Annotated in this window: 29 protein-coding genes; 1 reads left to right on the plus strand and 28 read right to left on the minus strand. The window is 65.7% G+C overall.

Annotated elements, in window-relative coordinates:
• Positions 1-27: 27 nt before the first annotated feature.
• The 24 genes from B0B52_RS20020 to B0B52_RS20130 all read right to left on the minus strand — a co-directional run bounded on the left by B0B52_RS20020 (position 28) and on the right by B0B52_RS20130 (position 20718).
• The gene (locus tag B0B52_RS20020; RefSeq protein WP_077595432.1) at positions 28-279 is read right to left on the minus strand and encodes a DUF2274 domain-containing protein; all 252 of its coding nucleotides are present in this window, start codon (positions 277-279) and stop codon (positions 28-30) included.
• Entirely contained in the window at positions 276-1562 is a 1287-nt protein-coding gene (locus tag B0B52_RS20025) for a TrbI/VirB10 family protein (RefSeq protein WP_077595433.1), read from the minus strand. Before B0B52_RS20025 ends, B0B52_RS20020 begins: the two co-directional genes overlap by 4 nt.
• Positions 1563-1564: 2 nt before the next feature.
• Complete coding sequence (gene trbG, locus B0B52_RS20030) at positions 1565-2575, minus strand: P-type conjugative transfer protein TrbG (protein ID WP_077595434.1); 1011 nt, start codon at positions 2573-2575, stop codon at positions 1565-1567.
• Entirely contained in the window at positions 2572-3285 is a 714-nt protein-coding gene (gene trbF / locus B0B52_RS20035) for a conjugal transfer protein TrbF (protein ID WP_077595435.1), read from the minus strand. The genes trbG and trbF overlap by 4 nt, the downstream gene beginning before the upstream one ends.
• Before the next feature lie 9 nt (positions 3286-3294).
• Positions 3295-4662, minus strand: a complete 1368-nt coding sequence (gene trbL / locus B0B52_RS20040) for a P-type conjugative transfer protein TrbL (protein ID WP_077595436.1) — start codon at positions 4660-4662, stop codon at positions 3295-3297.
• 3 nt (positions 4663-4665) lie between these two features.
• A complete protein-coding gene (locus B0B52_RS20045) occupies positions 4666-4947 on the minus strand; it encodes an EexN family lipoprotein (protein WP_077595437.1) in 282 nt (93 codons plus the stop codon).
• Between the two features lie 11 nt (positions 4948-4958).
• Positions 4959-5687 (minus strand): P-type conjugative transfer protein TrbJ, encoded by a 729-nt coding sequence (trbJ, locus tag B0B52_RS20050; RefSeq protein ID WP_077595438.1) that lies wholly within the window; start codon positions 5685-5687, stop codon positions 4959-4961.
• Positions 5684-8122 carry a conjugal transfer protein TrbE gene (gene trbE, locus B0B52_RS20055; protein ID WP_077595439.1) on the minus strand — a complete coding sequence of 813 codons (2439 nt, stop codon included), beginning with the start codon at positions 8120-8122 and terminating at the stop codon, positions 5684-5686. The genes trbJ and trbE overlap by 4 nt, the downstream gene beginning before the upstream one ends.
• 7 nt (positions 8123-8129) lie before the next feature.
• Positions 8130-8402, minus strand: coding sequence for a VirB3 family type IV secretion system protein (locus tag B0B52_RS20060; RefSeq protein WP_077595440.1), 273 nt, complete (start codon positions 8400-8402; stop codon positions 8130-8132).
• A complete protein-coding gene (locus tag B0B52_RS20065; RefSeq protein ID WP_077595441.1) occupies positions 8399-8731 on the minus strand; it encodes a TrbC/VirB2 family protein in 333 nt (110 codons plus the stop codon). Before B0B52_RS20065 ends, B0B52_RS20060 begins: the two co-directional genes overlap by 4 nt.
• The gene (gene trbB, locus B0B52_RS20070; protein WP_139352049.1) at positions 8728-9720 is read right to left on the minus strand and encodes a P-type conjugative transfer ATPase TrbB; all 993 of its coding nucleotides are present in this window, start codon (positions 9718-9720) and stop codon (positions 8728-8730) included. Before trbB ends, B0B52_RS20065 begins: the two co-directional genes overlap by 4 nt.
• Positions 9721-9730: 10 nt before the next feature.
• Complete coding sequence (locus tag B0B52_RS20075) at positions 9731-10198, minus strand: CopG family transcriptional regulator (RefSeq protein ID WP_077595442.1); 468 nt, start codon at positions 10196-10198, stop codon at positions 9731-9733.
• Positions 10195-12198 carry a conjugal transfer protein TraG gene (locus B0B52_RS20080; protein ID WP_077595443.1) on the minus strand — a complete coding sequence of 668 codons (2004 nt, stop codon included), beginning with the start codon at positions 12196-12198 and terminating at the stop codon, positions 10195-10197. Before B0B52_RS20080 ends, B0B52_RS20075 begins: the two co-directional genes overlap by 4 nt.
• Before the next feature lie 275 nt (positions 12199-12473).
• Positions 12474-13361, minus strand: a complete 888-nt coding sequence (locus B0B52_RS20085; protein WP_077595444.1) for a LysR family transcriptional regulator — start codon at positions 13359-13361, stop codon at positions 12474-12476.
• A gap of 294 nt (positions 13362-13655) precedes the next feature.
• A complete protein-coding gene (locus tag B0B52_RS20090) occupies positions 13656-15605 on the minus strand; it encodes a DUF3363 domain-containing protein (protein ID WP_077595445.1) in 1950 nt (649 codons plus the stop codon).
• A 372-nt stretch (positions 15606-15977) separates the two neighbouring features.
• Positions 15978-16511: a S26 family signal peptidase gene (locus B0B52_RS20095; protein WP_077595446.1), complete on the minus strand. Its 534-nt coding sequence runs from the start codon at positions 16509-16511 to the stop codon at positions 15978-15980.
• Complete coding sequence (locus tag B0B52_RS20100; RefSeq protein ID WP_254425796.1) at positions 16508-16957, minus strand: DUF2840 domain-containing protein; 450 nt, start codon at positions 16955-16957, stop codon at positions 16508-16510. Before B0B52_RS20100 ends, B0B52_RS20095 begins: the two co-directional genes overlap by 4 nt.
• 62 nt (positions 16958-17019) lie before the next feature.
• Entirely contained in the window at positions 17020-17283 is a 264-nt protein-coding gene (locus B0B52_RS20105) for a chromosome partitioning protein ParB (RefSeq protein ID WP_077595448.1), read from the minus strand.
• A complete protein-coding gene (gene parA / locus B0B52_RS20110; protein ID WP_254425785.1) occupies positions 17280-18038 on the minus strand; it encodes a ParA family partition ATPase in 759 nt (252 codons plus the stop codon). Before parA ends, B0B52_RS20105 begins: the two co-directional genes overlap by 4 nt.
• A 20-nt stretch (positions 18039-18058) precedes the next feature.
• Complete coding sequence (locus tag B0B52_RS20115; RefSeq protein WP_077595449.1) at positions 18059-19063, minus strand: replication initiator protein A; 1005 nt, start codon at positions 19061-19063, stop codon at positions 18059-18061.
• Between the two features lie 25 nt (positions 19064-19088).
• Entirely contained in the window at positions 19089-19385 is a 297-nt protein-coding gene (locus B0B52_RS20120) for an AlpA family transcriptional regulator (protein WP_077595450.1), read from the minus strand.
• 92 nt (positions 19386-19477) lie between these two features.
• Positions 19478-20074: a DUF2285 domain-containing protein gene (locus B0B52_RS20125; protein ID WP_254425786.1), complete on the minus strand. Its 597-nt coding sequence runs from the start codon at positions 20072-20074 to the stop codon at positions 19478-19480.
• Entirely contained in the window at positions 20031-20348 is a 318-nt protein-coding gene (locus B0B52_RS22755) for a transcriptional regulator domain-containing protein (protein ID WP_371327416.1), read from the minus strand. The genes B0B52_RS20125 and B0B52_RS22755 overlap by 44 nt, the downstream gene beginning before the upstream one ends.
• A gap of 28 nt (positions 20349-20376) precedes the next feature.
• A complete protein-coding gene (locus B0B52_RS20130; protein WP_077595451.1) occupies positions 20377-20718 on the minus strand; it encodes a DUF2958 domain-containing protein in 342 nt (113 codons plus the stop codon).
• Between the two features lie 175 nt (positions 20719-20893).
• Here B0B52_RS20130 and B0B52_RS20135 point away from each other — a divergent pair, with 175 nt between their 5' ends.
• Positions 20894-21184: a helix-turn-helix domain-containing protein gene (locus B0B52_RS20135; RefSeq protein WP_077595452.1), complete on the plus strand. Its 291-nt coding sequence runs from the start codon at positions 20894-20896 to the stop codon at positions 21182-21184.
• Positions 21185-21229: 45 nt separating this feature from the next.
• Here B0B52_RS20135 and B0B52_RS20140 read toward each other — a convergent pair whose 3' ends face one another.
• The 4 genes from B0B52_RS20140 to B0B52_RS20155 all read right to left on the minus strand — a co-directional run bounded on the left by B0B52_RS20140 (position 21230) and on the right by B0B52_RS20155 (position 25756).
• Positions 21230-21577, minus strand: a complete 348-nt coding sequence (locus tag B0B52_RS20140) for a DUF2958 domain-containing protein (RefSeq protein ID WP_077595618.1) — start codon at positions 21575-21577, stop codon at positions 21230-21232.
• A 603-nt stretch (positions 21578-22180) separates the two neighbouring features.
• A complete protein-coding gene (locus B0B52_RS20145; RefSeq protein ID WP_077595453.1) occupies positions 22181-22486 on the minus strand; it encodes a DUF736 domain-containing protein in 306 nt (101 codons plus the stop codon).
• 570 nt (positions 22487-23056) lie between these two features.
• Complete coding sequence (locus B0B52_RS20150; RefSeq protein WP_077595454.1) at positions 23057-23506, minus strand: thioesterase family protein; 450 nt, start codon at positions 23504-23506, stop codon at positions 23057-23059.
• Positions 23507-23746: 240 nt separating this feature from the next.
• A complete protein-coding gene (locus B0B52_RS20155; RefSeq protein WP_077595455.1) occupies positions 23747-25756 on the minus strand; it encodes a ParB/RepB/Spo0J family partition protein in 2010 nt (669 codons plus the stop codon).

The raw sequence follows: 25756 nt of genomic DNA on the forward strand, positions 1-25756 counted from the left end.
GCATCAGTTTTATGGAAGCATGACCGATCATTCGCTCTGATTCTTGCGATTCGCAAGTCTCGGGCTCAAGGCTCTGAAGCCACGATCTCGCTTCATGAAGGCGTCCAGCATATGAGGGATCAGCACTACCGCATCAACCATATCGCCATGGATTTGGCTGTGCACAGCGGCATAACGGTCGAGTAGGGACTTCGCCTCGGTCGTCAATGCGATCGTGACCTTCACCACATCCGTGCGGGGGAGCTTGCCCAACCCAAGTTTTCCCTTTGCATTACTCATTGCGAAGATCCCCGCTGGAAGAACAACGGCTGATACGGCCGCAGCACTAGGTCCTTGCTCACCATCACCCGCATCGGAAAGCCCGGCCGGATCGTCAGCGTAGGCTGGATGCTCATGTTGCGCTTCGTGATCTCTTGGCCGACTTGGTTCACCGTCTCCTGCGCGCTCTCACGCCCAGCGATGACAATCCGGTTGCCATCGGTGCGACTCTCAGGTGCCGCCAACTCGGCCCCGATGCCCAGCAGCGTGGACAGCGCAGCGCCGACCAGGATGCGGTCCCAATGCCAATCGACGCCATCCTCGAGCCCGGCGTTGCCCGCAGGGTCGATGCCGGGCAGACGGTCCAGCGCAACCGACGACGTGTCCGGAAGAATCAGCCGTGTCCACACCAGCAGCACACGCCGCTGGCCGAAGGCCACCTGGCTGTCGTAGCGGCCGATCAGGCGTGAGCCCTGTGGGATCAGCAGATGGCGGCCCGTGGCGGTGTCGTAAACCGCCTCGGACACGTTGGCGATGACCTGCCCCGGCAAATCGGAGTTGATCCCAGTCACCAGCGCAGCGGGGATGACGGTGCCTGCCATCACCTGGTAAGGCGACGCCGGCAACTGCAAGCTGCCGGGATTGCGCGTCGTCATGTCGCCTGCCTTCGCGATGAACGCATCCTTCTGATCCTGCCGGTTCTGCGCGGCCGTTGGATTTGATGGCTGCGCTGCTGGAGCCATGGTCCCCATCGGATTGAATGGCTGATTGCCCGAAGTCAATGCCGAAGGATCAACGGCGGCCTGCGCCGCACCCGGCTTCGGTCCGCCGCTGCTACCACCGCTTCGAAAAAACACCGAAGACCGCGCCGCCTCTTCAGCGGCAAGTCGCTCGGTCTGCGCGGGATCGACCCCGCCGCCCGGGGGACGTGTCTCCATCGGCTGCTGTGCCTTGACAATGGCCGGTCCCAGGTCTCCGGGTAGCGGCTCGCCCAGCACCGGTGGCCCGTGCTTCACGGTCGGCGGAATCCCGGCATAGTCCTTGGGCAACTGGTTCAGGTTCTCGGCGCGCGAGACGCGATCGACGTTGTACAACTCGGCGGCAGGATTACGCTGGCGCTTGTTCGACTGCAGCGACCACAGAGTGCCGCCAAGCACGGCGGCGGCCAGGGCGCCAGCACCGAGCGCCAGCATGCGGCGATTCAGGCGCGTGACAGGACGCGGCGAAGCGCGCAAGGCGACGGATTCGGGCGCGACCTTCGAGGCCGCGGTTGATGCCGTATCGGGCATGTCTGGCGTTCCCATGCTCAGTTCCTCCGCGTGGCGCCCGAACTGACACCATCGGTGCGCTCGATGCGCACCACCTGCGCCTTGTCGCCGCCCAGTCGCAGTTCGGCAGCGCCGAACAGCCGGTCCACCACGTAGTACGGCGAGCGGAAGCGGTAGTTCACCAGCTGCCCATCCCCTCGCGCGCCAATCACGAACAAGGGCGGCAACTCGCCCTGCGCGATGCCGCCGGGGAACTGGATGTAGACGCGTTCGCCGTCGTCGAAGGCGCGCAGCGGCTTCCACGGCGGGCTGTCGCCGCTGACGGCATAGCGGAACCTGATCTGCTCCAGCGTCATCCCAGTTTCCACCGGCGCGCTGGCCTGAGCCTGATGCGCCTGCTTCTGCAGGGCCAGCATCCGGTCCTTCGGGTAGTCCCAGGACACCGAGGCCATCCAGGCTTGTGGCGTCGAGGAGAGTTCCAGCAGGTAGGTGCGACGGTTCGTCGTCACCACCAGGTTGGTTTTCAGGCCAACGCGCGTGGGCTTCACAAGGATGTTCACGCGCAGCGTCGCACCCGTCCCGCTGGCCGTATCGCCGACGATCCAGCGGGCGGTATCGCCGGCCGAAACCGTCACCAACTCCTCGCCCTGCTGCAAGGCGATGACGGTCACACGCCCAGGGCTGGTGTAGACCTGATACAGCGCGCCATCGGCGTAGGGCCAGACCTGGATGGCGTTGACATAGCCCTCGCGTGTGGGCGCGATGCGCGCCTCCGCGTTGGCCCGGGAAACGCGCAGCTTCTCGTCCACGGGTTCCGGCTCCATCTTCGCCTCAGTCGCGTTCGGCAGCGCCTTCATCTGCTCGGGCAACGGCAAGGGCTTCGGCATTTCAACCACCTCGATAGGCTTCGGTGGTTCCGACAGCGGCTGCGCGGCAACGGCAACGGGCTCGTCCAGTGAGATCGTCGGCGGCGGCTTGCCCTGCGTGGCGCAACCAGCGAGGGTCAGCAAGATCAACGGCAGTACGGATCTACGGAAATGAGTATTCATGGCTTTGTTCCTTTCATTGCATCGGTGGCTTCTAGTTCACGGCTCCAGGACAGGCCGTTGACGTAGATGCCGAGTGGGTTCTTGCGCAGGCGCTGTTCGGTGCGCGGCGGCTGCAGCACCACGGACAACACGGCCGTCCAGCGCTCCGTTCCCGAAGGCGAGCCGTTGGCATAGCTGCGCTCGATCCAGCGCACCTGGAAAGACGTGTCGCTGGCCCGCACAACGCTCGTCACCTCCACGGCCACCGAGCTTTGCCCGATGCGCGAGAACGGATCGTTCGCTCGCGCGTAGTCGTTCAAGGTGGCGGCACCGCGGTCCGTCGTGTACTCGTAGGCTTCGAGCCAGTTCTGCCGCACCACGATTGGGTCGATCGACAGCGAGCGCACGTCGGTGACGAAGCGCGCCAGGTGGTGCGCGATCTGCGCGTCGTTCGGCTTGTAGGGCGTGGCCGCTTCGCCGACCGCGCGCACCTGGCCGGCGTTGTCCACCTCTACGACGAAGGGCGTCACGATGGACTGGGCCGAGCGCCACACGAGGCCGCCGGCCATCAGCAGCGCGAGCGACAGGCAACCGAAGGCCATTAGCCGCCAGTTCTTGGCCTGCACGCGCGCGCTGCCGATGCGCTGGTCCCAGACCTGCGCGGCGGCCTGGTAGGGAGTGACGGGCTCGGGCGTCTCCGAGTACCGCACCTGGGGTCGTTTGAATCGCATCTGGATCTCCTAAGAATTTGAGTCGTCGCGCAAGCTCGGGCTGGCGCCGCTGCCGCCGGCATCGCCCGAACGCAATGCATGCGCGGCCGTCGTTGCTGCATGCGTGATCTGCTGTTTGCGGCGCATCTGCTTGGCCCATGCGGGCTCGGCCGCTGGCGTTCTCGATTCGCTTGCGTCCGTCGCCTTGGCTGACGCGGGTGCAGCGGCATCGGCGACAAAGTTCCCCACGCCGTCCTTAACCGCCTTGGCGCCGGATGCCACGCGCTGACCCACGGCGCTGGCGCCGCTGCGTGCAACGTTGGCCAGGCCGGCGCCTGCCGCGCGCATGCCGCCTGCGCCCGATGCGGCGGCTCCGGCCTGATAAGCCGATTTCGCGCCGGTGGCCATTGAACTGACAGACCGCGCAGCGGCAGCGCCCCCGCCGATGGCAGCGCGCGCAGCACCAGGTGCCATGCGTGCCCCAGCAGCCACCGCCGAACCGGCTCCCGCCACGGCCGCGCCGCCGGCAACGGCCAGACCCGCAGCACCCAGCGCAGTCCCCACCGCCGCGCCTGCGCCAAGCTGCGGCGCACCAGACACCAGTCCGGTGGCAATGCCCGGCCCAAATATGCCCAACCCCAGCATCGCCAGCGAGGCCAGCATGATGACCAGCGCATGGTCGATGGACGGCTCGGTACCCGGCGGCACCGTGAACTCGGCGAACAGGCCAGTGCCGATTCCGACGATCACAGCCAGCACCAGCACTTTGATTCCCGAAGACACCACATTGCCAAGCACCCGCTCAGCCAAGAAGGCCGTCTTGTTCCACAGCGCGAACGGCACCAGCACGAAGCCGGCGAGCGTGGTCAGCTTGAACTCGATCAGGGTGACGAAGAGCTGCACCGCGAGCACGAAGAAGCTCACGATCAACACCAGCCAAGCCAGGAACAGCACGGTGATGACATCAAGATTTGCGAACACCTCCGGAAAACCCGTCAGATCACTGATCTGCCGCATGATCGGCGCGCCGGCCTCCACGCCCACCCGCGCCAGCCGGCCCGGCTGCAGCAACTCGCCCTGTGTCATCGACGAACCGGACGCCACCAGTCCGAGCCCGGCGAAGGACCGGAACACGATGCCCGACAGGCTGTTGAAGTTGTTCAGGATGAAGGCGAAGGCGCCGACATACAGCACCTTCTTGATCAGCTTGCCGATCACATCGTCGCCACCACCGCCGCTGGCATTGCTCATCGCCCAGAAGAGGCCTGCCAGCGTCATGTCGATCACGACCAGTGTGGCGGTCAGAAACCCCACCTCGCCGCCCAGCAGGCCGAACCCGGAATCGATGTAGCGCGAGAAGACGTCGAGGAAGCGGTCGATGACCGACAGGTCATTCATCGTTCAGTCCTTGGCAGCTGGTGCTGACGCCGCGGGTGCCTGCGCCTGCGGTGTGTGTTTCGGCCCACCGCTGCCGAAGAAGCGCCGACGCGTGGCCTCGGCCACGGCATTGCACTGGTCGTCACCGACCTTGGCGTGGTCGGCCTTGCACTGCGCGCGCAATTCCGTCAGGCGCTCGGGATTGGCTACCAGCGACTCGACGGACTCGATGGGCGCAGGTTTGCTGCAAGCGACCAGCAACATGGCTGCGACAGCGGCCAGGATCATGCTTAAGAGCTGTTTCATGGTCGCTCCCCTCAGTTGCCGTAGAAGTTGACCGTGTAGGGCGTGTACGGGGTGCCATCGCCCTGGAAGCGCCGACGAACTTCGTGCGCGCGCTCCTGCACCGCCACCTGCCGCGCCTGCTCCAGCGCCGCGGCTCGGTCCTGCGTGATCTGGAGCTGCTGCGCTTGCATGGCTTGGCGCGACTGCAAGGCCAGCAACTGGTTCGTCGCCTGCATTGCCTGTAAGGCACCGACGGCCGACTGGCTGCGGTTCACCAGGTCGGTCAAGGTCCGTTCGTCCGACGTGAAGTTCTGCACCGCTTGGGACTGCACCTTGGTCGCGGTGCGCAGTGCTTCGAGCGAATGGGTCCAGCGCGTGCGCGCATCGGTCGCCATCTGCGTGCCCGAGACCGCTGCCGAATACGATTCGGGATATAGCCGACGGAAATCCGTCTCCATCTGCGCGACGTTGAAGGCCAGGCCCTGTCCCTGCTGGATCAGCTGGTTCGTCGCCGACAAGGCGGCGCGCAGCTCTCCCAGCGCGCTGAAATTCAGGCTCGTCAGATTGCGCGCCTGGTTCGTCAGCATCTGCGCCTCGTTCTGCAGCTGGCGGATCTGGTTGTTGATCTGCTCCAGCGTGCGCGCGGCCGTGAGGATGTTCTGCGAATAGTTCGAGGGATCGAAGACGATCCACTGCGCGTGTGCGGCAGGCCCAAGTGCGATCAGCGATGCCGCCGCGGCGGCGAGAAAGTGCTCTTTCATGGCGAGTTCTCCTGAGGTGATGAAGGGAAGGACGGAAACGATGGGATGAGGTCCGCAGCCCATTCCAGACCGCGATGGCGCAGCCAAGCTGCGGCGAATTCCGGAGAGTTGCCGGCACCGGACACGGCATCGATGGCTCGTTGGTCTTCCGGTGTGGACGCACCGGCGAAGGCCAGCGCTACCGACCCGAGCCCGAGGTCGAAGACGCGGTTGCCCAGCCGAGACTGGTAGTAGTAGTCCCGCTTGGGCTGTGCGGTCGCGACGATCTCGATCTGCCGGCTGTTGAGTCCAAAGCCTTCGTAGATCACCCGAATCTGCGGCTCGGTCGCCTGCGGGTTTGGCAGGAAGATGCGGCTCGCGCAGCTTTCCACGATGGCCGGGGCGATGGTCGAGTCCTTGATGTCCGCCAGGGACTGCGTAGCGAAGATCACCGAGACGTTCTTCTTGCGCAGCGTCTTGAGCCACTGGCGGATGCGCGAGGCGAACACCGGGTCGTCCAGGAACAGCCAGGCCTCATCCAGGATCAGCAACGTGGGCGCACCATCGAAGCGCTCGTCGAAGTGGGCGAACAGGTAGCCCAGAACCGCCAGCACTGCGGCCTTGCTGTGCATCAGCTCCTCCATCTCGAAGCCCTGCACGGAGGCAGCGCCAAGCCGATCGGCGTCGGCGTCAAGCAGCTTGCCGTGGGCACCACCGAGCACGTAGGGCTGCAGGGCCTGCCGCAATGCGTTGGACTGCAGAAGGACCGACAAGCCAGTCATGGTGCGCTGCTCGAGCGGCGCGCTGGCAAGGCTGCTCAGCGCCGACCAGACGGCGTCCTTCTCAGGTGGGCCGACGGCGACGCCTTCCTGAAGCAAGCGCCCTTCGATCCACTCGGCCGCCCAGGCGCGATAGCCCTCCCGGTCGATACGTGCTAGCGGCTGGAACGCAATGGCGCCGTCGGTGCCGAGGTCGTAGTGCTCGCCACCGAGCCCGAGGATGGTGGCCCGCATCGAACGCCCCATGTCGAACGCGAAGATGCGCGAACCCGGGTAGCGGCGGAACTGCATCGCAAGGGTCGCGAGCAGCACCGACTTGCCCATGCCCGTCGGTCCCACGATCAGCGTGTGGCCCACGTCGCCAATGTGCGTGACCAGACGGAACGGCGTCGCACCATCGGTGCGGGTGACGATCAATGGCGGACCATCGAGATGCGCATTGCGCTCCGGCCCCGCCCACACGGCCGAAACCGGCATCATGTGCGCGAGGTTCAGAGTCGAGACGATGGGTTGACGGACGTTGGCGTAGGCGTGGCCCGGTACCGACGACAGCCAGGCATCGACTGCGTTCAAGGTCTCGGGTATGGTGACGAAGCCCCTGCCCTGGATGGCTCGCTCCACTGCGCGCAGCTTTTCGTCGGCCGCCGTGGCGTCGGAGTCGAGTACCGACACTGTGGCTGTGACGTAGCCGAAGGCCACTTGGTCGCCGCCCAGTTCCTGCAGCGCCGCGTCGGCGTCCGATGCCTTGTTCGATGCATCGGAGTCCACCAGCGGACTCTCCTGCTGGAAGATCGTCTCGCGCAGCAGCGCGACAATGTTCTTGCGCTTGGCAAACCACTGGCGCCGCAGGCGGCGCAACTCCTTCTCGGATTCAGCCTTGTCGAGGCAGAGGAAGCGCGTGCTCCAACGATAGGCAAAGCCCAGACGATTCAGATCGTCCAGCAAACCCGGCCAAGTCGAGGTCGGAAAGCCTCGGACGGACAACACCCGAAGGTGCTGACTCCCCAGCATTGGCGCCAGACCGCCCACCAACGGTTGATCGGCCAGCAGCGCATCCAGGTGCATGGCGACCTCGGGCACGGCCACCGTATGCCGGCGCGTGGATACGCAGCCGTGCAGGTAGGTCAAGGTCTGCGCGTCGTCCAGCCACGAGATCTCCGGCATTACGCCGTCGAGCAGACCGAAGAGGCGTTCGGTCTCCGACACGAAGGCTTGGAGCCGCTCGCGCCAATCCACGCCTTCGGACCGGTGGTTCTCATAAAGCATCCGGGCGGCACGGGCCGTCGATTCCTCAGGCGGCAGGTAGAGCAGCGTCAGGTGGAAGCTGCTTTCGAAGTGGCTGGCGTCCGCCGCGAAGGAGGCGCGACGCTCTTCGTCGACCAGCCAGGACAGCGGCTCCGGAAAATCCGAATCGGGATAATCGGCCGCTTCGCGCCGCTCCGCGTCAACGAACAAGGCCCAGCCGGAGCCCAGCCGCCGCAGCGCGTTGTTTAGCCGCGCCGATATGGCGACCAGTTCGCCCTGCGTCGCGCTGTCCAAATCCGGCCCGCGGAACTGTGCCGTGCGCTGGAACGAGCCATCCTTGTTCAGCACGACGCCCGGCGCCACTAGCCCGGCCCACGGGAGCCAGTCGGCCAGCAGCGCCGGACGATTGCGGTATTCGGTGAGGTTCAACACGGTGACCTCACACGTCCAGCAGCTGCCGGTGCTTGATGTGTCGCGCGAAGACCAGCATGAACTGCGGGTCCGAACGCGCACCCCAGACAGCCAGCGAGTGCCCAACGATCCACAACACGAGACCGGGCAGCCAGAGCTGTAGCCCTACGCCGACGGCAGCGGCTAGCGTGCCGGTGGCAATCGCCACGGTGCGTGGGGCACCGCCCAGCAGGATCGGTTCGGTCAGCGACCGGTGCAGCGGCACCTCGAATCCGGCCAGGCTTCCGGTAGCGGTGCTCATGCCAGCACCGCCCCGCCCGTGAAGCTGAAGAAGGTCAGGAAGAAGCTGGACGCGGCGAAGGCGATCGACAGACCAAACACGATCTGGATCAGCTTGCGGAAGCCGCCACTGGTGTCGCCGAAGGCCAGCGCGAGGCCGGTGGCGATGATGACGATCACCGCGATGATGCGCGCCACCGGTCCCTGAATGGATTCGAGCACCGATTGCAGCGGCGCCTCCCAGGGCATATTGGAGCCGGCTGCATGCGCGGGTAGTGCCACGGCGAGCAACAGCGCCGCTGCAGCGACGAAGTGCAAAAGCGGTTTTACGGAACGGCGTGAATGTGTCATGACGGGTCTCCTGTGATGGAAGGGTTGGACGAAGGAAGGGTCGGGAAAGAAGACAGCTCGGTATCGAGCTGATAGCCATGGCTGTCGTGGCCGATGACACGCGCGATCTCGCGCACGCGGCGCGCCCGGCCGCGGCCGGCGATGAAGACGATCACGTTGACTGCCTCGGCGATCAGGGCACGCGGCACGGTCACGCTGACCTCCTGCACCAGTTGCTCCAGCCGCGTGAGCGCACCGTGCGCCGAGCCGGCATGCACGGTTGCAATGCCGCCGGGGTGTCCGGTGCCCCAGGCTTTGAGCAGGTCGAGTGCCTCGGAACCGCGCACCTCGCCGACGACGATGCGATCCGGACGCAGCCGCAAGGTGGCGCGTACCAGGTCGGCCATCGTGCTCACGCCCGGCTCGGTACGCATGCCCACGTGGTCGTCGGAACGGCACTGCAGCTCCACCGTGTCCTCGAGGATCAGCACACGGTCGCGCGTCTCGGCGATCTCGTCGAGCAAGGCATTGGCCAGCGTGGTTTTGCCGGTGCTGGTGCCGCCCGCCACGACGATGTTCAGGCGCTCGCGCACTGCGCGGCGCAGGAACGCCGCCTGATCCTCGGTCATCACGCCATCTGCTACGTAGTGCGCCAGCGTCATGATGCGCAGTGCCCGCTTTCGGATCGCGAACGATGGCGCGCGCACGACGGGCGGTAGGACGCCCAGGAAGCGTTCTCCGGTTTCGGGCAACTCTGCCGACAGGATCGGTGCGCCCGCATGCACCTCGGTGCGCACGTGCGCGGCCACCAGCCGGATGATTCGTTCGGCCACGGCGGGCGGCAGCGCCGCGCCGGTGGCTTCGCGGCCCGTGCCCAGGCGGTCCACCCATAGCGAGCCGTCCGGGTTCAGCAGGACTTCGACGACCTCGGGGTCCTCCAACGCTGCCGCGATCTCCGGCCCCATGGCCGTGCGCAGCATGCGGATGCGCCGCTCCAACGAGGCGTCCATGGCGTTCGGCTCAAGCAGATTCACTATGAACCTCCTGAGATTCGGTGCCTGAACCCACTTGGGCTGCTTCCGCAGGTTCGATGTCCTCATGGACCTCCCGCACCAGGCTGCGCCCGCGCTGGATGTGGCGCGCGAGCTGTTCAATGAACTGCGTATAGCGGGCCCTGCCCTGTGCGCGCGCCGCGTCCTGCTGGCCCTCGGGCACCGGCAGCGAGACCGTCAGGAAGTAGCGGACGTAGAGGGCTGTCGTCTCAATCAGCACGTTCTGGTCACGCTCCAGACGGTCGAACTGGCGCGAGAGCCGGTCCAGGCGCTTGGCGATGGCCGCCTCGCGCTGGTCCTCGCCGTCCGGCGAAAGGAACGAGGCCAGCGCGGCGGCGATCACGGCGGACTTCGACACGCCCTTGTGCACCGCGACCTGGTCCAGCCGTTTCGCGTGCTCTGGCTCGATGAAGATATTCAGGCGGGCGCGGGTCATAGCGCGATCCCGTCGTCAGGGTCCAGCGCGGCCAGACGCGCGGTGCGCATCAGCTGCCGGTTCACGTCCTGCGGCCGTAGCGGCGCGTCGTCTTCGTCATCGAGCACCAACAGGCCGTCGGCGTTTGGAAACGACGGTGCATCGGCGGTGACATCCAGCTCGGGCTTGAGCTGGTGTCCACCCTCGTCGGCAAGGCCGCTCGCATCTCCGGCTGATGAAGGCATCCGCGCTGCTAGCGGTGGCAGTCCGCTCCAGTCGTCAGGCCGTGCCGCAGGTCGGTCCGCGTAGACGCCCGCAGCCGGCGCGGGTGCAGGCAGGACGCGCGTGGTGAAGTTCCGGTCCTGGTAGTACCGCAGCTTCTTCGCCTTGATGGGCGGATGGCCCGAGACCATCACCACGGCATCGTCGGGCGGCAGTTGCATCACTTCGCCCGGTGTCAGCAGCGGCCGGGCCGTTTCCTGGCGCGAGACCATCAGATGCCCGAGCCAAGGCGCGAGCCGGTGCCCCGCGTAGTTGCGCTGTGCGCGCAGCTCCGTCGCCGTTCCCAGCGCTTCGGAGATACGCTTGGCCGTGCGCTCGTCGTTCGTTGCGAACGCGATGCGCACGTGGCAGTTGTCGAGGATGGAATGGTTCTGGCCGTAGGCCTTGTCGATCTGGTTGAGGGACTGTGCGATCAGGTAGGCCCGCAGCCCGTAGCCGGCCATGAACGCCAAGGCGCTCTCGAAGAAGTCCAGCCGGCCGAGCGCCGGGAACTCGTCGAGCATCAGCAGCAGCTTGTGCTTGCGCGCGATTCCGTCCGAACCATCGAGAGATTCGGTCAGCCGCCGGCCGACCTGGTTAAGGATCAGGCGGATCAGCGGCTTGGTACGGCTGATGTCCGATGGCGGCACGACCAGGTAGAGCGACACGGGGTGCGCGGCCGAGATCAGGTCCGCGATCCGCCAGTCACAGCGCGAGGTGACTTCGGCCACCGTGGGGTCACGATACAGGCCCAGGAAGCTCATTGCGGTGGACAGCACACCCGAGCGCTCGTTGTCGCTTTTGTTGAGCACTTCGCGTGCAGCCGAAGCGACGACGGGATGGACCCCTTCGCCAAGATGCCCGGTAGTCATCATCCGGTGCAGCGTTACCTCAAACGGGCACGCCGGATCGGACAGAAAGTTGGCTACGCCGCGCAACGTCTTGTCTACGCCGGCATACAGCACGTGCAGGATGGCACCCACCAGCAGGGCATGGCTGGTCTTCTCCCAGTGGTTGCGCCGCTCAAGCGCACCTTCGGGATCGACCAGGATGTCGGCGATGTTCTGCACGTCGCGCACCTCGTGCATGCCGCGCCGCACTTCGAGCAGTGGGTTGTATGCGGCCGACTTCATGTCGGTCGGGTTGAACAGCAGGCAATGAGAGAAGCGCGAGCGCCAGCCTGCGGTGAGGTTCCAGTTCTCGCCCTTAATGTCGTGAATGACAACCGATCCCGACCAGGACAGCAGCGTCGGTATCACCAGGCCCACGCCCTTGCCGGAGCGCGTCGGGGCAAATGCCATCACGTGCTCCGGACCTTCGTGGCGCAGGTAGTCGGCGTTCTTGTGCGCTGTCCTTCCAAGGAACACGCCTGCCGGTCGCGTCAGTCCAGCTTCAGCGATCTCCTCTCGCTCGGCCCATCGAGCGGAACCGTAGGTCGTGACCTGCTTGGCCAACCGTGAACGCCAGACGGCCATGCCGATGGCCGCACCGGTGGCCAGCATTCCACTCGACGCGGCAATGATCCCACCGCGCTCGAATATTTTTGGTGCGTACGCATCGAAGAAGTACCACCACTCGAAGAGCTTCCACGGCTCGTAGACCGGCATGCCAGAGATGGCGAACCAAGGTTGCCCGAGCCGGGCTTGATGGCCAAGCGCATGCGCCGTCCACTGCGTACCCGCCCAGACGCCGCCGAGGGTCACACCCAGCACTACAACAATTTGTCCAAACAAAATCCCTGTCGCACCCCGGGTCGGCATACACCACTTCTCCTTCGCGTCTTGATTCCAGTGCGCGCGTGCCGCAACGGCACCGCATGCCCGAGTCTGGAACCGAGTCGCCCCAACGCCCACCCACCTGGGCGTGATGGAGCGTGGTGAGGAGTACGTCGGCGGAAATCGTGGCTTCGGACCAGATGGATGCAGGCTTCATGCGCGCAGACTCATCGGCGGGCCATCAGCATCGCGAGCTGTGCGCGGTGTGTCCAAGGCCGATCACGCCGCGCCACGAGTTGCGGGCGCGACACGCGTAACGATTACTTCAAATCTTTTGCATGCGCAACGAAACGTTGCAAAGCCGGGCGCAAGCCGAAGCGCTGGTGCTTGTGCAAAACAAAGGTGGTGATGCGTTCGTCCTCATGCAGCGGCACAGCCACCACGTCATTGCGGCGCAGGGCCTTGACGTGGCCGGCATCCGCGAGGCCCACTCCCATGTGCGCAGCAATGCGCGTGACGTAGCCGGCGAGCGTACAGGCTTCACCAGACAACGTCGGCGTCGATGTGTATCGGTGGACGATGACCTGCATCTGTCTCAAAAGGCCAGGCTGTCGCTCCGCATGGCATGACAGCAACGGGAAGGCCAGCACGTCGGCAATGGGTAGCGCGGACTGCCCTGCGAGCTCGTGCCCAATAGGCAGCAGCGCCATCACCGGGTAGCTCCATGCAGGTTGCTGCGCAATGGCCTCATCATCAGGCAGGCCAAACGAGAAGCCCGCGTCGAGCTCCTCACGCTGCAGTGCATCCGCTAACTCCGAAGCGCGCATCTCAGTAAGTTCCAGCGGGATCTCCGGAGCGACCTCGCGCCAACGGACCATGCACTCAGATAGTTTGGGCTGGGCGATTCCGTCGGCAACGCCAATGCGCAGCGGCGCTCGAAAGCGCGCGTCGGTTTCACGCACGGCACGATAAGTGCGTTCGATGCGGATGAAGATCTTGCGTGCGTCCTGAAGCAGGCGCAGGCCGGCCGGCGTCAGGTGCAGCTTGCGGGGAGCGCGCACGAACAGCTGCACGCCCAATTGGTCTTCCAGATCGCGAACGGTGCGCGACAGCGGCGTTTGGTCAATGTGCACCCGCTCAGCGGCACGGCGGAAGTTGAGGTCCTCGGCAACGGCAATGAAATAGCGCAGGTGTCGCAGTTCAATCATTGTCGCCTCGCCGCGTAACTGTTGGGCAGTGCGCGTCGGGGCAGGAGGCAAGGGCAATAAGAGAAGACAGGGTGCGTGACAGCGGACTCGAGACGGATCATTTTTTTCACTCCTTGATGATTTTTATTAGCTGCTCAATCGGGTCATCCGCCGGTCACAGGTACCGCGTGAGCGGTCCACGGCGGCTGATCCAGCTTTGCGCAGAACCGATAGTTTAGTTCACATTATTAGGGCGCTGACGCCGTGAGCACCGAATCTGTGGGCAGCTAGCTAGGAAAACCGGGACCGCTGCCGTCAGATGCCCATGCCTCGTTGGCGCCCAAGCTGCCACGTGACCGCTTGGCCGCGGATGGCGCCCGAAATCTGCTGCCCGAGACGTTGCTCAATAACGGGCCGCCATGGCACGAGGCTAAAGCCCATGCCGTCATCCAGCATGGCGAAGCGACCGCTGACGAGTTGGATGCTCCGGCGGTAGACGCCGCTGGTGTACTGGCCTTCCTGCACCGGGCGGTAGGTCTGCCCGGTCTGATCCTGGATGGCCTTGCCGGCTGTAGTCAGTTCCATGTCGCGCAGGGTTGTCAGCAGATTGCGTGCGAGCACAACGCGCTGGCGGCGCTGCTCGGCCAAACCTCTTTCGACCAGGAAATCGACACGGTCGCGCATTGCGTCGCGCACTTGCGCCCCAAAGCCTTGGCCGGCCAAGGCCGAACCGTCGCCCACCAACTGCTTGTCCAGCCAAGTGGCGCCGATGGCGCGCACCTGCTGATCGATGGACAGATGCGATCGCAACTCGATCGCGAATCCGGGGGCCTTCTGGACATCATGCTGCCTGGCCTTCTGCAGCAGGTCCAGCGGCACCTTCCAGACGCCATCGGTGATGCGCTCCACGATGCCGGCGCGGCGCAGCGCTTCGAGTCGGCGCACGTTCACATCGGCAGTGGATTGCGGGTCGCGGTCGTTATCCTGCTTCAGTTGCGACACGTGATCGGCGGTCTTGTAGAAGCCGTCTCGCGCGACGTTTGCGATGTGGCGGTCCACCGGCTTCTGCTGGCCCGGTGGCCTCGCCTCCACGATGCCGTGCATGGGCAGTTCTGCGAGGTCGGTACCGGCTGGCAGCTTCAGATAGTGAGCCCGTCCGTCGATGCCATCGACCACCAGGTAGCCGCGGTCGTGCAGTTCGTCGGCCAGCCCCTTGCCTGCGATCCGGCCGATGACGGGGGCAGTCTGCCGCTCATCGACCACGCATTCCCGCCGCAGACCCTTGAGCGCACGGCGCACGGTTTCAAGCGCGTCTTCGCGCTGGCCCATGTTGTCCAGTGTGGCCGCCATCCCGGGCTGGAGCTTCCAGCGGTTCGCATCCATCCTCTCGGCCAGGCCCATGCCTTCGAGGTGCTGCAGCCGTGCCCGCAGCGCGTTCTGACGCTGGCGGTCTTGCGAGTTGCCCGTCAGGTCGATGCCATCGGCACCAGCTTGCCGAACCAGCGCACGGTCCAGGCTGGTAAGCCGCTGCTGGTCGACCTCCCGCAGCAGGCTCTGAGAGATTTCCGCCTCGGTGCGCGGCCCCAGCCATTCGGTGGCGATTTCACTGGCGCGTAAGCGCATGCCGTGGGCCATGTAGTCTGGGGCGATCACAAGATCTTCCCTGCCACTAGCGGGCCCGCCCGTATGGCCGTTCAGCACGATGTGCGTGTGCGGATTGTCTGTGTCCCAATGGTCCACGGCCACCCAGTCCAGTCGCGTCTCCAGGTCGATCTCCATGCGGCGCATCAGTTGGCGGGTGAAACCCTTCAGATCTTCCAGCTCCAGGCCGTCCTCGGCCGAGACGATGAAGCGGAACTGGTGGCGGTCATTCAAACCGCGTTCCTGAAAGGCCTTGAGATCGGCCGCGTCGGTGTCGGCGCCGTAAGCCTGGCCCTTCTGCCCATCGCGCGTGACGCCGTCGCGCTCGATGTAACGCAGGTGCACGGCAACCGAGTTTGGGCTGGCGCGCCGTAGCACGACGAAGCGGGACTTGATGACCACACGCCGCGCGTTCGGCCCCAGGCGCTGGCCGGCCATGGAGGCCGCGACGCGGCCTCGGCCGAACGTATTGGCGGGTCTGCCAAGGGCCTTGCGTGAGGGATTTGCGCCGGTCTTCGACACCTGCTTGAGAACCTGCGAAACGAAGCGCTGCGAGCGCGGCCCGCCACGCGACTTCGGCGCCGCGGGTTTGACGCGAAAGCGGTCCTCGTCATTGCCAGCCACGAAGACTCCAGCGCACAGTGGCGCAGCGCATCGAAAGCGGCACGTGGCAGACGCCGCTGCTATGCGGATTCCAGCCTCTGCGCGGCACGCGCAAGACCCCTTGCGGTGCCGCCGCAAACCCACGTGCAGACTGGCTTGGAGGGGCGCGACGTGCCACCCCCTTTATCTGGCCCTCCGTCTCCGCCTTCTGCTCCCGCTCCCGGCTCCGACTTGCCGCCAGCCGCACACAGGGTGTGCAACGCTGCCCGAGAGGCAGCGACGGTGCAGCGCGCGCTGCACGCTGGCGGCGGGCTCCCTGCACGACGGAGTGCAGCGCGGGCGCGTGCCCCGCTGCAGTTCGGCAGCATGGGCGGTCGCGCGACGGAGCAAGGTTCATGGCTCGCTCCATGTCCACAGTGGCCGCGCGATGCCGAGCACGGCAGACGCGGCGATAGGGCCAAAGTAACGGCTGTCGAAGGACGCGGGATTCGTGTCGCTGAGCAGGAATAGCTCACCTGCGGCAAGGGGTCGGCATTGCGGCCAGGCTTGTAGCGGCCGGCGCGCGCCATCGTGCGTCCGCGCGGTCGCCACTACGGCGCCGTCGATGTGCACAGTCTGTCCGCGAACGCACACCGATTGCCGCGCGACAGCGCCGACACGTTTGAGGATCGGCACGCCGTTCGGAAGGTAGCCGCGCTGTCCCGCGAACGAGGCCACGTCGACGGGAAGCCGGGCCAGCACGATGCTGCCGACGTGCAGCGAGGCGGCGTTGTCGATGCTGCTGACCCCGTACCAGCCGCGCGGCACGCTGTCCGTCGGGTTGTAGACCACGAACATGCGTTCATGCGCCGACATCGGCATGACGGCCGGCGCGCACAGCGCAGCCAGGCCGATCCCCATGCAGGTGAAGAGCACGCGCCGCCTCATCTCAACGCTCCCCGCGCAAGATGTGCCGCATGCCGCTCGGTGGTGTAGTCCGGCGGCGGCTGGCGTGCTGCCAGCCGGTTGCCGACCGTGCGCCAGTATGTGACGGCCACTACGGCCGGATCGATGCCCAGCGCCTCGATGGCATCGATCACATCGAGCACCGCCTTGACATGCTGCTCGCCATCGGCGCGCAACAGGATGCGCGCGCCGGGCGCTACGCCCGCGATGCGTTGCGCGCCATCGAACGGCATCGGTGCCTCCAGCACCATGAGCTGCCAGAGCGCCGTGCCGTAGTCATTGCCGATCCACTTCACGCGGCAACAGACTGCGTTGGGTTCGAATGTCGCCACGCGCCGCCAGCGGTCCACCACCGTCTCGCGCACCGGCCGTCCGAAGCGCAGCCAGAGGTTCACCCGATGCTCGACGAAGGCGAGCGAGACCCGCATATGGACAGGCCGCGGCACCACGGCCTGGGGCCAGGCCTGCCCAGTGAAGGGAAGCAACTGCGTCATGGTTGACCTCCGCCGTACTCGCGTTCCAACAACTCGCGCAGCATCTCGGCTGCGGTGATGCCGCGTTTGAACGCGATCACCTTGATGCGGCCCCGTAGCGCCGGCGTCACGTCGATGGTCAGGCGGGCGGTGTAGATCGACGCCGTGGCGGCAACTTCTGGTGCGTCGGCCTGCCGTACCCATGTTGAGGCCGGATCGGCGGCCGGCTTGCGACCGATTGGTGCCCGCTTCGGCGCTGCAGATGACGCTGAAACCGTCATCGCAAAATCTCCTGCACTGCTTGCGTCAGCGCCGCGATCTCGCGCGCGGCGGCACACTTAGGCGAGGCTTCGCATGCAAGCCGGCCTGCGGCCACGCTGTCGGCGAACACGATGCGCTGCGAGACTTCGGCGTGCAGCGCGGCGAACGGTTGATCGGCCAGCGCTGCGCGCGCTTCGCGGCCGATCACGGTGCCGACCACGCGCCGGTTGATCACGAAGGCCGCGCGAAGCTGCGGCCTGAATACGCGGGCCTCGGCAATGAGCGTCACCATCTCGTGGCTCGCCCACACGTCGTAGGCGCTGGGCTGCACGGGGATCAGCACCAGGTCGGCGGCCAGCAGCGCGGAGCGCGCAAGGGCCGCGACCCGCGGCGGGCCGTCGATCACGACGTAGTCCGCCTCCAAGGCGATCTGCGGCGCTTCCTGGTGCAGCGAGTCCCTAGCCAGCCCGAACACGCCGTAGAGCCGTCCCCGTCCGTTCTGAAGCCGACGTTGCGCCCAGTCGAGCGCAGAGCCCTGCGGATCGGCGTCGAGCAGCGTGACGCGGCTTCCAGTCATCGCCAGCTCGCCGGCCAGGTGCGTGGCGAGCGTGGTCTTGCCGGCGCCGCCTTTCTGGTTGAGTAGCGCGATCACCTTGCCAGGCTGGTCTTGTCTTCCTGATAAGCGGTTTTCGGCTGTTTGGGCTCTTCGGAATGCCTCCGGCATGGCATTGCCCGCTTTTTGAGCAGCCTCTATTCGCGCGCGCGTGAATTCCATTTATGTATCCCTTTAGATGTTTAGGGAGGCCCGAAACCGTTGCTGGGTGCGGCTTTCCGGCCGATCGGTGCGGGCGATCCACCGATACTTCTGCGGGCGATCCACCGAGGGTCGTGCGGGCGATCTACCGAGTTCATCCCCACGCCACCCACAGGTTCTTCAGCAGAGGCTGTGGATAAGTCACTCTGGGAGGTTTCGGCTTGGCCGGGCCGAAAGGCCAGCCATTCGATGCCGCCGCTGCGTTCCAGGGACAGCTGGTAGCCGGGCAACGCCTGCCGCAGCGCGAGCTGGCGCACCTGCAGCGCGAAATCGGATGGGCGCTGCAGGCTCCCGGACTTCAAATGCAGGTGGCGCATCTCGAAACGCCAGCCCGCGGGCTGCCGGCCGCCGTGCTTGCGCACCAGCCGGTACAGCCAGCGCTCGATGCCACCTGAAAGCCGGAAATACGTGGGATCGAGCGTGAGCACCAGTGCCTCGTCCATCACGCCGGTGAAGAACCAATCGGCCAGGATCAACTCGATGCCGTCGGAGCGACCATCGGGCCGGATGTATTCCTTCCACTCGTTGATCCAGGAGAAGCGGTGCACCCGCTTGCCGCCGTTCGGGCGCTCGCGCTGGCGCAGCGTCGTGGCGACGGTGGTGGACTGCAGCCGGTCCAGCGCTGCGCGCAGCGCCAGGTAGTCGCTGCGACCGGTACCCCGCTGCGCGAAGCGCAGGATCTCGTAGGGCGTGGCCACCATCAGACGCGAAGGCGCGATGCCTTTTTTCTTCGCCTGGATGATCTGGCTGGCAGCCCAGATCAGAACGTCGGCATCCCAGATCGTGGCGATGCCGTGCTCGGGCACACCCTCGACGGTGAGCGTGATGCCACCGGCCTCGAAGCGGATCGGGACGATGCGCGGCGACTTCGCCAGGGAGAAGAAGGGGTAGGCCATCAGGTCCTGCGCATCGCGCAGCGCCATGTCGCCGTGCGGCAGCGCGCGGAACAGCGTGAGCTGTTCGCGTTCACTGTGGCGCTTCGACATGCGGCGGTTTCCCCTCGTGCGGCATTCAGCGGACGGAGTCGCGCTGCACGTAGCCGGGATCTGAAGTCATACCGTAGCTGTGACTGTCGGCCCATGCACGCAGGTCGGCAGCCGCGTAAACCACACGCGCGCCGAACTTGCGAAAGCGAGGACCGCCGCCCAGCACGCGCTGCTTCTCCAGCGTGCGCGGCGAGAGCCGCAGGAACGCGCCGGCTTCGTCCGTGGTCAGGAACTCGGGATTGACCGGCGCAGCTGGAACCGCAGCAGGCTGCGGCGCAGCCGCAGCGGCCGTGCGCGAAGGGAAAGAACTGCCAACTGCCATTGAGGCCTCCATCGCTGTGGATGGGCCGCAAACCATTCGCGGCCCGATGGAGGCAGTCTCGGGAACCATGCCCGATCAAGGCAGGGAGAGATTCAGCGCATCGGTTCGTCTCCGGGGTGCCTCGCTGCGGGACGGGCCACGCCGGCCAGGGCCAGGTAGTCGCCCGCCATGAACGCCTCGCCACGCCGAAGCAAGTGACGCACCTGCGCACGCAGTTCGCCGTCTTCGTGCCAGCGCAGGACGACGGCTTCCAGACCGAACAAGGCCTGGGCGATGTCGCGGTGCGACGCACCCGCCTGCGAGGCGTCGAGCGCCTGTAGAGCACGCATGTGCAGCAGCGCGGCGCGGGTTACCGGCCGTGCGGGGTCGAGCTGCGGGGGATGGCCTTCCAGAGCTTGCGCCTGCGCGTTGAAGGCGTCGAGTTGGCCACGCAGGCGCGGCGTCAGCGGCACGGCGCTCGCGTAGGCGGCGCCGTCAGCCACCGTGCCCGATAGCGACAAGCGCATGCGCTGGGCGCTGAGGTCGGCAGTCAGCGCCAGGTCGGTGCCGTCAAGCGCCAGGCGCTTGCGGCCAGGAATGCGCCACAGGTCGAATCGGCTGGCTGCTGCATCGTGCGCGTGCGCAGCACGCACATGCAGCAGCCCGTCAGGGGACGACAGCCACAGCGGCTGTGCATTGCGCCCATCCATGTCGGGGTCTTCGGCGACATCGCAACCCCCAGCGGGCGAAGGAGGCCACGCGCTTGCGGCGCGCCCAGTCCGAACGGTAGCCCGGATGGCGGCGCAAGTACTCCCATGCGACGCCCGAGTCGTCGAGGTCCAGCACGTAGAGATAGGCAGCAGACACGCCCCACAGCGCGTGGGGCAGGTCTTCGGGATCAGGTTTCGACATGGAGTCCTCCTTTGGAGGGGAACGCTGCCACAGACCAGGAAAAGCAACGTCGCCTTTTCGGCGACCATTCATCGCTCGTCTAGCGACGCTGCGGGACGCGTCAGTCGTTGATCGATCCGTCGCGCTGTGCGTCGGCCAGGTAGGCCGACAGCGTCTGGCGCGGTTTGAAGTGCGGATCGGCAACGATGCGCATGCCGCGCGGCCCGCGGACGCCTTCGAGGGCGGAGAGACTGACCTGCCCTAGCTCAGGGCTGCCGGTGCCAGCGTCGCACAGGCCGAAGGCCTTGTCCCCGTCGGCGTCGAGTTCGGTCAGCAGCCAGACGGCCCCGGCGTCCAAGGTGTAGAGCTTGACCACGGGCAAGGGGTCAAGAGTGTCCCCACGCGCCCGCGCGGCACCGTTGGCCAGCATCTGGCTTCGCTGCTCGTTTGTGAGGAATGTCATGGCATCTTCGTGAGGTAGTTACATACTAGTTCGCGGGAGGCATAACGCAAGCGCCACGGCGACAGCGCTTGTCGCACCGTAAATTTCGGATGCGAGCTCTCTGGGGCAACGCAGGTCATTTTATGAGTTAAAGATAACGTGGTTTTAAATGTTCTGAAACGTGACGCTTCTGTGGATGCAGAAGCGAGGAATCCAGCGCGGGCGGCCGACCGGCGCGACGACATTTGAGGCGGGCCCGGCACGGGCCTTTGGCGATGCAGTGCGCAGCCTGCGCACCGAGGACGGCATCGCGCAGGAATCCCTGGCCCACTTGGCGGGCATCGAACGATCCCACATGGGCAAGATCGAGCGCGGAGAGCACATGCCGACCTTGGCCATGATCCTGAAGATCGCCCGCGCGTTGGGCCGCAGCGCAGGCGAACTGATCCTGGAAACCGAAGCACGTCTGCCGAAGGAGGAGATCTAAAGCGGAATTGGCCACCGAACGTTGCCGGCGGCCAATGCCTCCCGGCTAGACCACGATGCGGCCGACGAAACGTGCCTCTCGCGCATACGCGCTTAAGCGTTTCTGTGGTTCGAAGTGCAGCTCCCGTTCAACGGGAAGTCCGAGCCGGCCACGCACAGTCGCGATCTCTTCCAGGCTGACCCACCCCAGCTCCGGGTAACCCAAGCCCAGGTCGCACAGCCCGAACGCATGGTCGTGGTCATCGGGGTCGATCTCGGTCAGCAGCCAGGTCGCCCCAGCATCCGGGGTGAACAGCTTGACCACCGGAGCGGGATCGAAGTTTTCCTGTTCGAGGGACTGCCGGCCGTTAGCTAGCAGTTGCGCGCGTTGTTCGTCGGTGATGAGCTTCGTCATGGTCTTCTCCTTGGAAGGAATCAGGGCGGGATTGCCCGAGACCGGAAGCAGCACGTCGCAGCGCAGCCGTCAGGGTTCGACAGACGGCCGCCAAGCCGCCAGCGTGCACGGCACGCGCAGACCTTGACGGCGAGAACGACGTGATACGGTGAAGGGAACAGCAAGCCAGCCCCACTCGCGCCTGCAAACGCAGTGCGCAGCGCCGACAGGCGCGAAGACGTCAGCGATGGAAGCCCGAAGGGGCGAGACGCCAACGGCGGCTCGATGCGCAGCACGACAGCGCGGCCGGCATCGCCGGAGACGCACGAAATTTCTCAGGGTCGATGCCAAATATGCGGAGACTCGTAGAGCCAGCGATGCGGCATTCAACAAACTCTCAGAAGCGCATAGCCGCCTTCACGGATTGCCGTTGAAGCGTAGAACCGCAAGGTCGCATAAGCGGATTGGCGAGCAAACGCAGACACGGGTTTACTGAATCGCCGGCATGCGTAAAGCCGATGAGCGAGATCAGCCCCCGATAGCTGACTGCTCGCCCGAGCCGTTGAAGTAGCGGGAGAACAATGGAAAAGCGCCCCGCCGCGGGCGGGGCGCCGAGGGCGACGCTCAGTCGCCCTTGCTGCGCGACCAGATGAGGTTGTGCGCGCCGTCCTCGCCTTCGACCAGGCGGGCATAAATGGTCGCCGGGAACGACGGGTCATCCAGGGTCGCTGACAGGTAGGGGCGATCCGATTTGCTCACTTTCTTCCACGCCGCGCCGATCTCGAAGTTGCCTGCGACGATGCGGTAGTCCGGGGCGTTCTCGCTCTCTTTGTTGTTGGGCACGATCTTGACCTTGACGTTGAGCGTCAGGGTGCGAACCGTGCCGGTGTAGCTGTCGTTCTGTGCGGTGAAGGTGCCGATGTTGGCCATGATGAAGTCCTTTTGAAGTTAACCAGGTCGCGCCCATCGCGGCCTTGGCGTGATCCGATGGGTGAGGGTCCGGGCGCGCCGCACCGAAGGCCGAAGCACCGCGAAGGACCGGGAGGCCCGAGAAATTTGCCTCGCGAGGAAGACCGCAGGTCGGGGAAATTTGTCGGGCTGTACGGTTGCGGCGAAGAAGCCCGAGGCGGTGCGTGGCGCCGCCGTGCCCTCGCCAGGATTCACGACAAATACAAGGCCGCTGTGGGTGTGATCCTGTAGCAATAGGACGGATGGCCCAAGCACCGTCACTGCGGCAACAGCGTTCCGGCAGGGCCCGACGCAGCCCGGTCCATGTCGGCCGAGCAACGAAACAAGGAAGAACGATCCCTCCGCGCAGGCGCTGGCCAACGAATCGGCCATTGCGGCGTGGAAAGAAATCGGCAAGGGAACTCTCTCTCGGTGAATCGCCGTTGTGACGGCCGACTGCCCGCCAGATTCACTCGCGACGGCGCGCATGACATTCGAACGCAGCAAGCTGAGTGGTGCCCCGCGCTCCGCAAACGCCGGAGCGCCTCGTTTCTAGTTTCCAAGGCATTGGAGTGCCAAAACCTTCGTCGCGATGCGCGACTCCATCTGAGCCCGCTGCACAGCCACCAGCGTGACAGTGGCTTCGCAGACGACTTCGTGCGCATCGTGGGCCTGAACGCGGAATGTCGCGCTTCGATCTCCCATCCGTTCGAGCCATCCGCGCAGCCGCAGGGGCGACCCTGGCGGGATCGGCCCTCGATGGTCGACACGGATCGAACGGCCGACCACCACTTCAGCGGCGGCATCGACGTGCTGTTGCATCTCACGAATGCAAAGGGATTCGACCACCGCGACCAGGTATCCGGTTGCCAGACATTCGATCAACCGCTCCGCATACCCGCTTCCGTGAGGAAGCCGCGAGAAAAGCGACTTCGCTGTCTGATCGGCCGGCACGGTGTAGGATTCTTCAAAGAATATCTCGCTGACGCCTTGGTGATTCATGGGGTATCCGGGTGGTGGTCGAAGGCTCGATCAGCGCGCTGGATTGCAGGCGACCGGTGCTGTTCGATGCTCCCGCGACCAGCGGGCATTCCCAACCCGCCGCAGCGAGCGCTAACGTAGCGCGGCATTCCTGAGCAGAGGGCTTGCGTGTTCCGGAAGTCAAAACGCGCGCGGCAGACCTGCCGCGCGCGTCGCGCTGATTTCTTGATCCCCGGCCTCGCGGCCGGGGAGTCATGAGGATCACGCCGTTACGTGCGCGTCCTCCTGCGTTTCGTCGTCAGCCTGCCCCTCAACACATGGTTCAGCGCTTTCAACGTCAACCGTCGTTACCTCCTGAGCGCGGAACATCGCGGGCAGCCAGCCCGAACCCGCCGCCAGCCGCTCGGCCTCGCTGGCGATCTGCGCCTTCTTGAGTTTGCCAAGCCGGTCTACTTCACCGGGCGCGAAGTCTCGCACCCCTTCCAGTGCCTTGGCCTTGGAAACGTGATCGAAGTAGCCCGCCGCGGTCGGGGTCCACCACGCATGCATGTCCAGCCCCACGGCTCGTGCAAGCGCAGCAGCCGGAGCTTCGTCCTCACGCGAAGCAATGGCTGTCACCGTGAAGCCCACGCACACCGCCAGCAGCGACAACAGCTCTTGCTGCGGCATCGCCAGCAATTCGGCGAACAGCTCGTCCGAGTCTTGGGGCAGGCGTGCAGCCCAAGCCTCCCGTACCTGCCGCATGCCCACAGCAGCCGGTGCCTCGGCCACGTCCGGCGCGAACAGCTCCAGCCGGTCCTGCGGATTGGCAGTGATGTTGATGGGCGAGCCGTAGTGCGTGTCATGGATGACGCGCAGCGCAAGCCCGTGTACCACGGCTACCAGCGCGACGTGCGGATGCCGGGCCACTTCGGCCTGCAGGGCTGCGGTGCGATGAGCACTCAGGCGCTTGACCAGCTTCTCCGAAATGGTCAGCTTGCCTTCCGCTGCGGCTTCACTGTTGCGCTCCGTATCGTCATCTGCACCGTGCCCGTCGCGTTCATTCTCCCGCAACGCCTTGGCCTGTTCCTCACGCAGCAACCCGCGATGGACGATCACACCGCCCATGTGGTCGAGCGACACCACGGCCCCCGCCGTTGCCATCGCACGCGGCGGAAAGACCACCAGCGTGCGTTCGAGGGCTTCGAGTTCGTTACCCAGGCCGTCCATCTCGTCCTGCATAGTCTGCGCCTGTTCGTCAGTCATGTCCTCGTTCTCGTCGTCGAGGCGGTCTTGCAGCTTGCTCTGCTGCGCTTCGAGCTTGGCGATTCGCTTGGCCTCGGCCTTGCTCGGCTCGCGCCGCTTGCTGCGCATGCGCTGGAACTGGTGAAGGTCCGCGTAGGTGGCGCGCGGAGCCACGTCCACCCAGCCCCAGCCCTCGGCCTGCACCTGCTCGGCCATCGGCACGAGCCTGTCTTTCGCCAGCGACTCCAGCAGCGCCGAATCGGTGAGGAAGATGCCGTTCTGCCCGTCCGCGAACAGGTCGCGCCGCACAGCGCCGCCAGCCTGCTCGTAGACCTGAACGCCCACGAACTTCGCCAGCGCATCGCGGCCCGCGTCGATCTCTTCATGCGTCAGGTGGTCGCGCAGCGCCTCCGGGCTGCGCTGCCACTGCGGCGACTCGTAGAAAGCTGCTTCCTGCGCCGCATGATCGTCGGTGATGGCAAGCGCCATCAATTGCTCCAGCGTCACGGCGTCGGCCCGGTAGTCAGCCAGCAGGCGTGGCGAGACGTTGGCGAGCTTCAAGCGCCGTTGCACAACCAATGGCGTCACGCCGAAGTCGGCGGCAATGTCCTCGATGGGTCGTCCCTCGGCTACCAGATCGGCGAAAGCCTCGAACTGGTCTGCCGGATGCATTGCTTCGCGCTGCACATTCTCGGTCAGGCTGACGGTGCGCGCCGCTGCATCCGCCACCAGCAGGCAAGGCACCTCGAAGTCCTTGGCGAGCTTGCGGCGCTTGACCAGCAGCTTGAGCGCGGCGAGGCGTCGGCGACCGGCCACGACCTCGTAGTGCTCGCCATCGGCACCCAGCACGACGTTGAGGTTTTGCAGCAAACCCACGCGGGCGATGCTGGCAGCGAGTTCGGGAATCGATGTGCCGCCGTTCTTGCGCACATTGCGGCTGGACGGTCGCAGCTTGGACAGCGGAATGAGCAGCAGTTCTTGCGCGGCAGCGACTGCTGCCACCGCCAAAGCGATGGCGGTGGTTTCGTGAAGGGTGGCGGTGTTCAT

Origin of the sequence: Polaromonas sp. A23 (genome assembly GCF_002001015.1) — a bacterium.
Lineage (GTDB): Bacteria > Pseudomonadota > Gammaproteobacteria > Burkholderiales > Burkholderiaceae_C > Polaromonas.

Excerpts from the sequence above, each read along its gene's own strand:
- B0B52_RS20145 (WP_077595453.1), bottom strand. The coding sequence starts at position 22,486 with ATGGCCAACATCGGCACCTTCACCGCACAGAACGACAGCTACACCGGC.
- B0B52_RS20020 (WP_077595432.1), bottom strand. The coding sequence starts at position 279 with ATGAGTAATGCAAAGGGAAAACTTGGGTTGGGCAAGCTCCCCCGCACG.
- B0B52_RS20045 (WP_077595437.1), bottom strand. The coding sequence starts at position 4,947 with ATGAAACAGCTCTTAAGCATGATCCTGGCCGCTGTCGCAGCCATGTTG.
- B0B52_RS20150 (WP_077595454.1), bottom strand. The coding sequence starts at position 23,506 with ATGAATCACCAAGGCGTCAGCGAGATATTCTTTGAAGAATCCTACACC.
- B0B52_RS22755 (WP_371327416.1), bottom strand. The coding sequence starts at position 20,348 with ATGAATGGTCGCCGAAAAGGCGACGTTGCTTTTCCTGGTCTGTGGCAG.
- B0B52_RS20060 (WP_077595440.1), bottom strand. The coding sequence starts at position 8,402 with ATGAGCACCGCTACCGGAAGCCTGGCCGGATTCGAGGTGCCGCTGCAC.
- B0B52_RS20085 (WP_077595444.1), bottom strand. The coding sequence starts at position 13,361 with ATGATTGAACTGCGACACCTGCGCTATTTCATTGCCGTTGCCGAGGAC.
- B0B52_RS20115 (WP_077595449.1), bottom strand. The coding sequence starts at position 19,063 with ATGTCGAAGCGCCACAGTGAACGCGAACAGCTCACGCTGTTCCGCGCG.
- B0B52_RS20080 (WP_077595443.1), bottom strand. The coding sequence starts at position 12,198 with ATGCCGACCCGGGGTGCGACAGGGATTTTGTTTGGACAAATTGTTGTA.
- B0B52_RS20130 (WP_077595451.1), bottom strand. The coding sequence starts at position 20,718 with ATGACATTCCTCACAAACGAGCAGCGAAGCCAGATGCTGGCCAACGGT.
- B0B52_RS20140 (WP_077595618.1), bottom strand. The coding sequence starts at position 21,577 with ATGACGAAGCTCATCACCGACGAACAACGCGCGCAACTGCTAGCTAAC.
- B0B52_RS20065 (WP_077595441.1), bottom strand. The coding sequence starts at position 8,731 with ATGACACATTCACGCCGTTCCGTAAAACCGCTTTTGCACTTCGTCGCT.
- trbL (WP_077595436.1), bottom strand. The coding sequence starts at position 4,662 with ATGAATGACCTGTCGGTCATCGACCGCTTCCTCGACGTCTTCTCGCGC.
- trbJ (WP_077595438.1), bottom strand. The coding sequence starts at position 5,687 with ATGAAAGAGCACTTTCTCGCCGCCGCGGCGGCATCGCTGATCGCACTT.
- parA (WP_254425785.1), bottom strand. The coding sequence starts at position 18,038 with ATGGAATTCACGCGCGCGCGAATAGAGGCTGCTCAAAAAGCGGGCAAT.
- B0B52_RS20135 (WP_077595452.1), top strand. The coding sequence starts at position 20,894 with ATGCAGAAGCGAGGAATCCAGCGCGGGCGGCCGACCGGCGCGACGACA.
- B0B52_RS20025 (WP_077595433.1), bottom strand. The coding sequence starts at position 1,562 with ATGGGAACGCCAGACATGCCCGATACGGCATCAACCGCGGCCTCGAAG.
- B0B52_RS20075 (WP_077595442.1), bottom strand. The coding sequence starts at position 10,198 with ATGACCCGCGCCCGCCTGAATATCTTCATCGAGCCAGAGCACGCGAAA.
- B0B52_RS20125 (WP_254425786.1), bottom strand. The coding sequence starts at position 20,074 with ATGGATGGGCGCAATGCACAGCCGCTGTGGCTGTCGTCCCCTGACGGG.
- trbF (WP_077595435.1), bottom strand. The coding sequence starts at position 3,285 with ATGCGATTCAAACGACCCCAGGTGCGGTACTCGGAGACGCCCGAGCCC.
- B0B52_RS20100 (WP_254425796.1), bottom strand. The coding sequence starts at position 16,957 with ATGCGGGTCTCGCTCGCCTTCGTCGAGCATCGGGTGAACCTCTGGCTG.
- B0B52_RS20095 (WP_077595446.1), bottom strand. The coding sequence starts at position 16,511 with ATGAGGCGGCGCGTGCTCTTCACCTGCATGGGGATCGGCCTGGCTGCG.
- trbG (WP_077595434.1), bottom strand. The coding sequence starts at position 2,575 with ATGAATACTCATTTCCGTAGATCCGTACTGCCGTTGATCTTGCTGACC.
- B0B52_RS20120 (WP_077595450.1), bottom strand. The coding sequence starts at position 19,385 with ATGGCAGTTGGCAGTTCTTTCCCTTCGCGCACGGCCGCTGCGGCTGCG.
- trbB (WP_139352049.1), bottom strand. The coding sequence starts at position 9,720 with ATGGACGCCTCGTTGGAGCGGCGCATCCGCATGCTGCGCACGGCCATG.
- B0B52_RS20105 (WP_077595448.1), bottom strand. The coding sequence starts at position 17,283 with ATGACGGTTTCAGCGTCATCTGCAGCGCCGAAGCGGGCACCAATCGGT.
- B0B52_RS20155 (WP_077595455.1), bottom strand. The coding sequence starts at position 25,756 with ATGAACACCGCCACCCTTCACGAAACCACCGCCATCGCTTTGGCGGTG.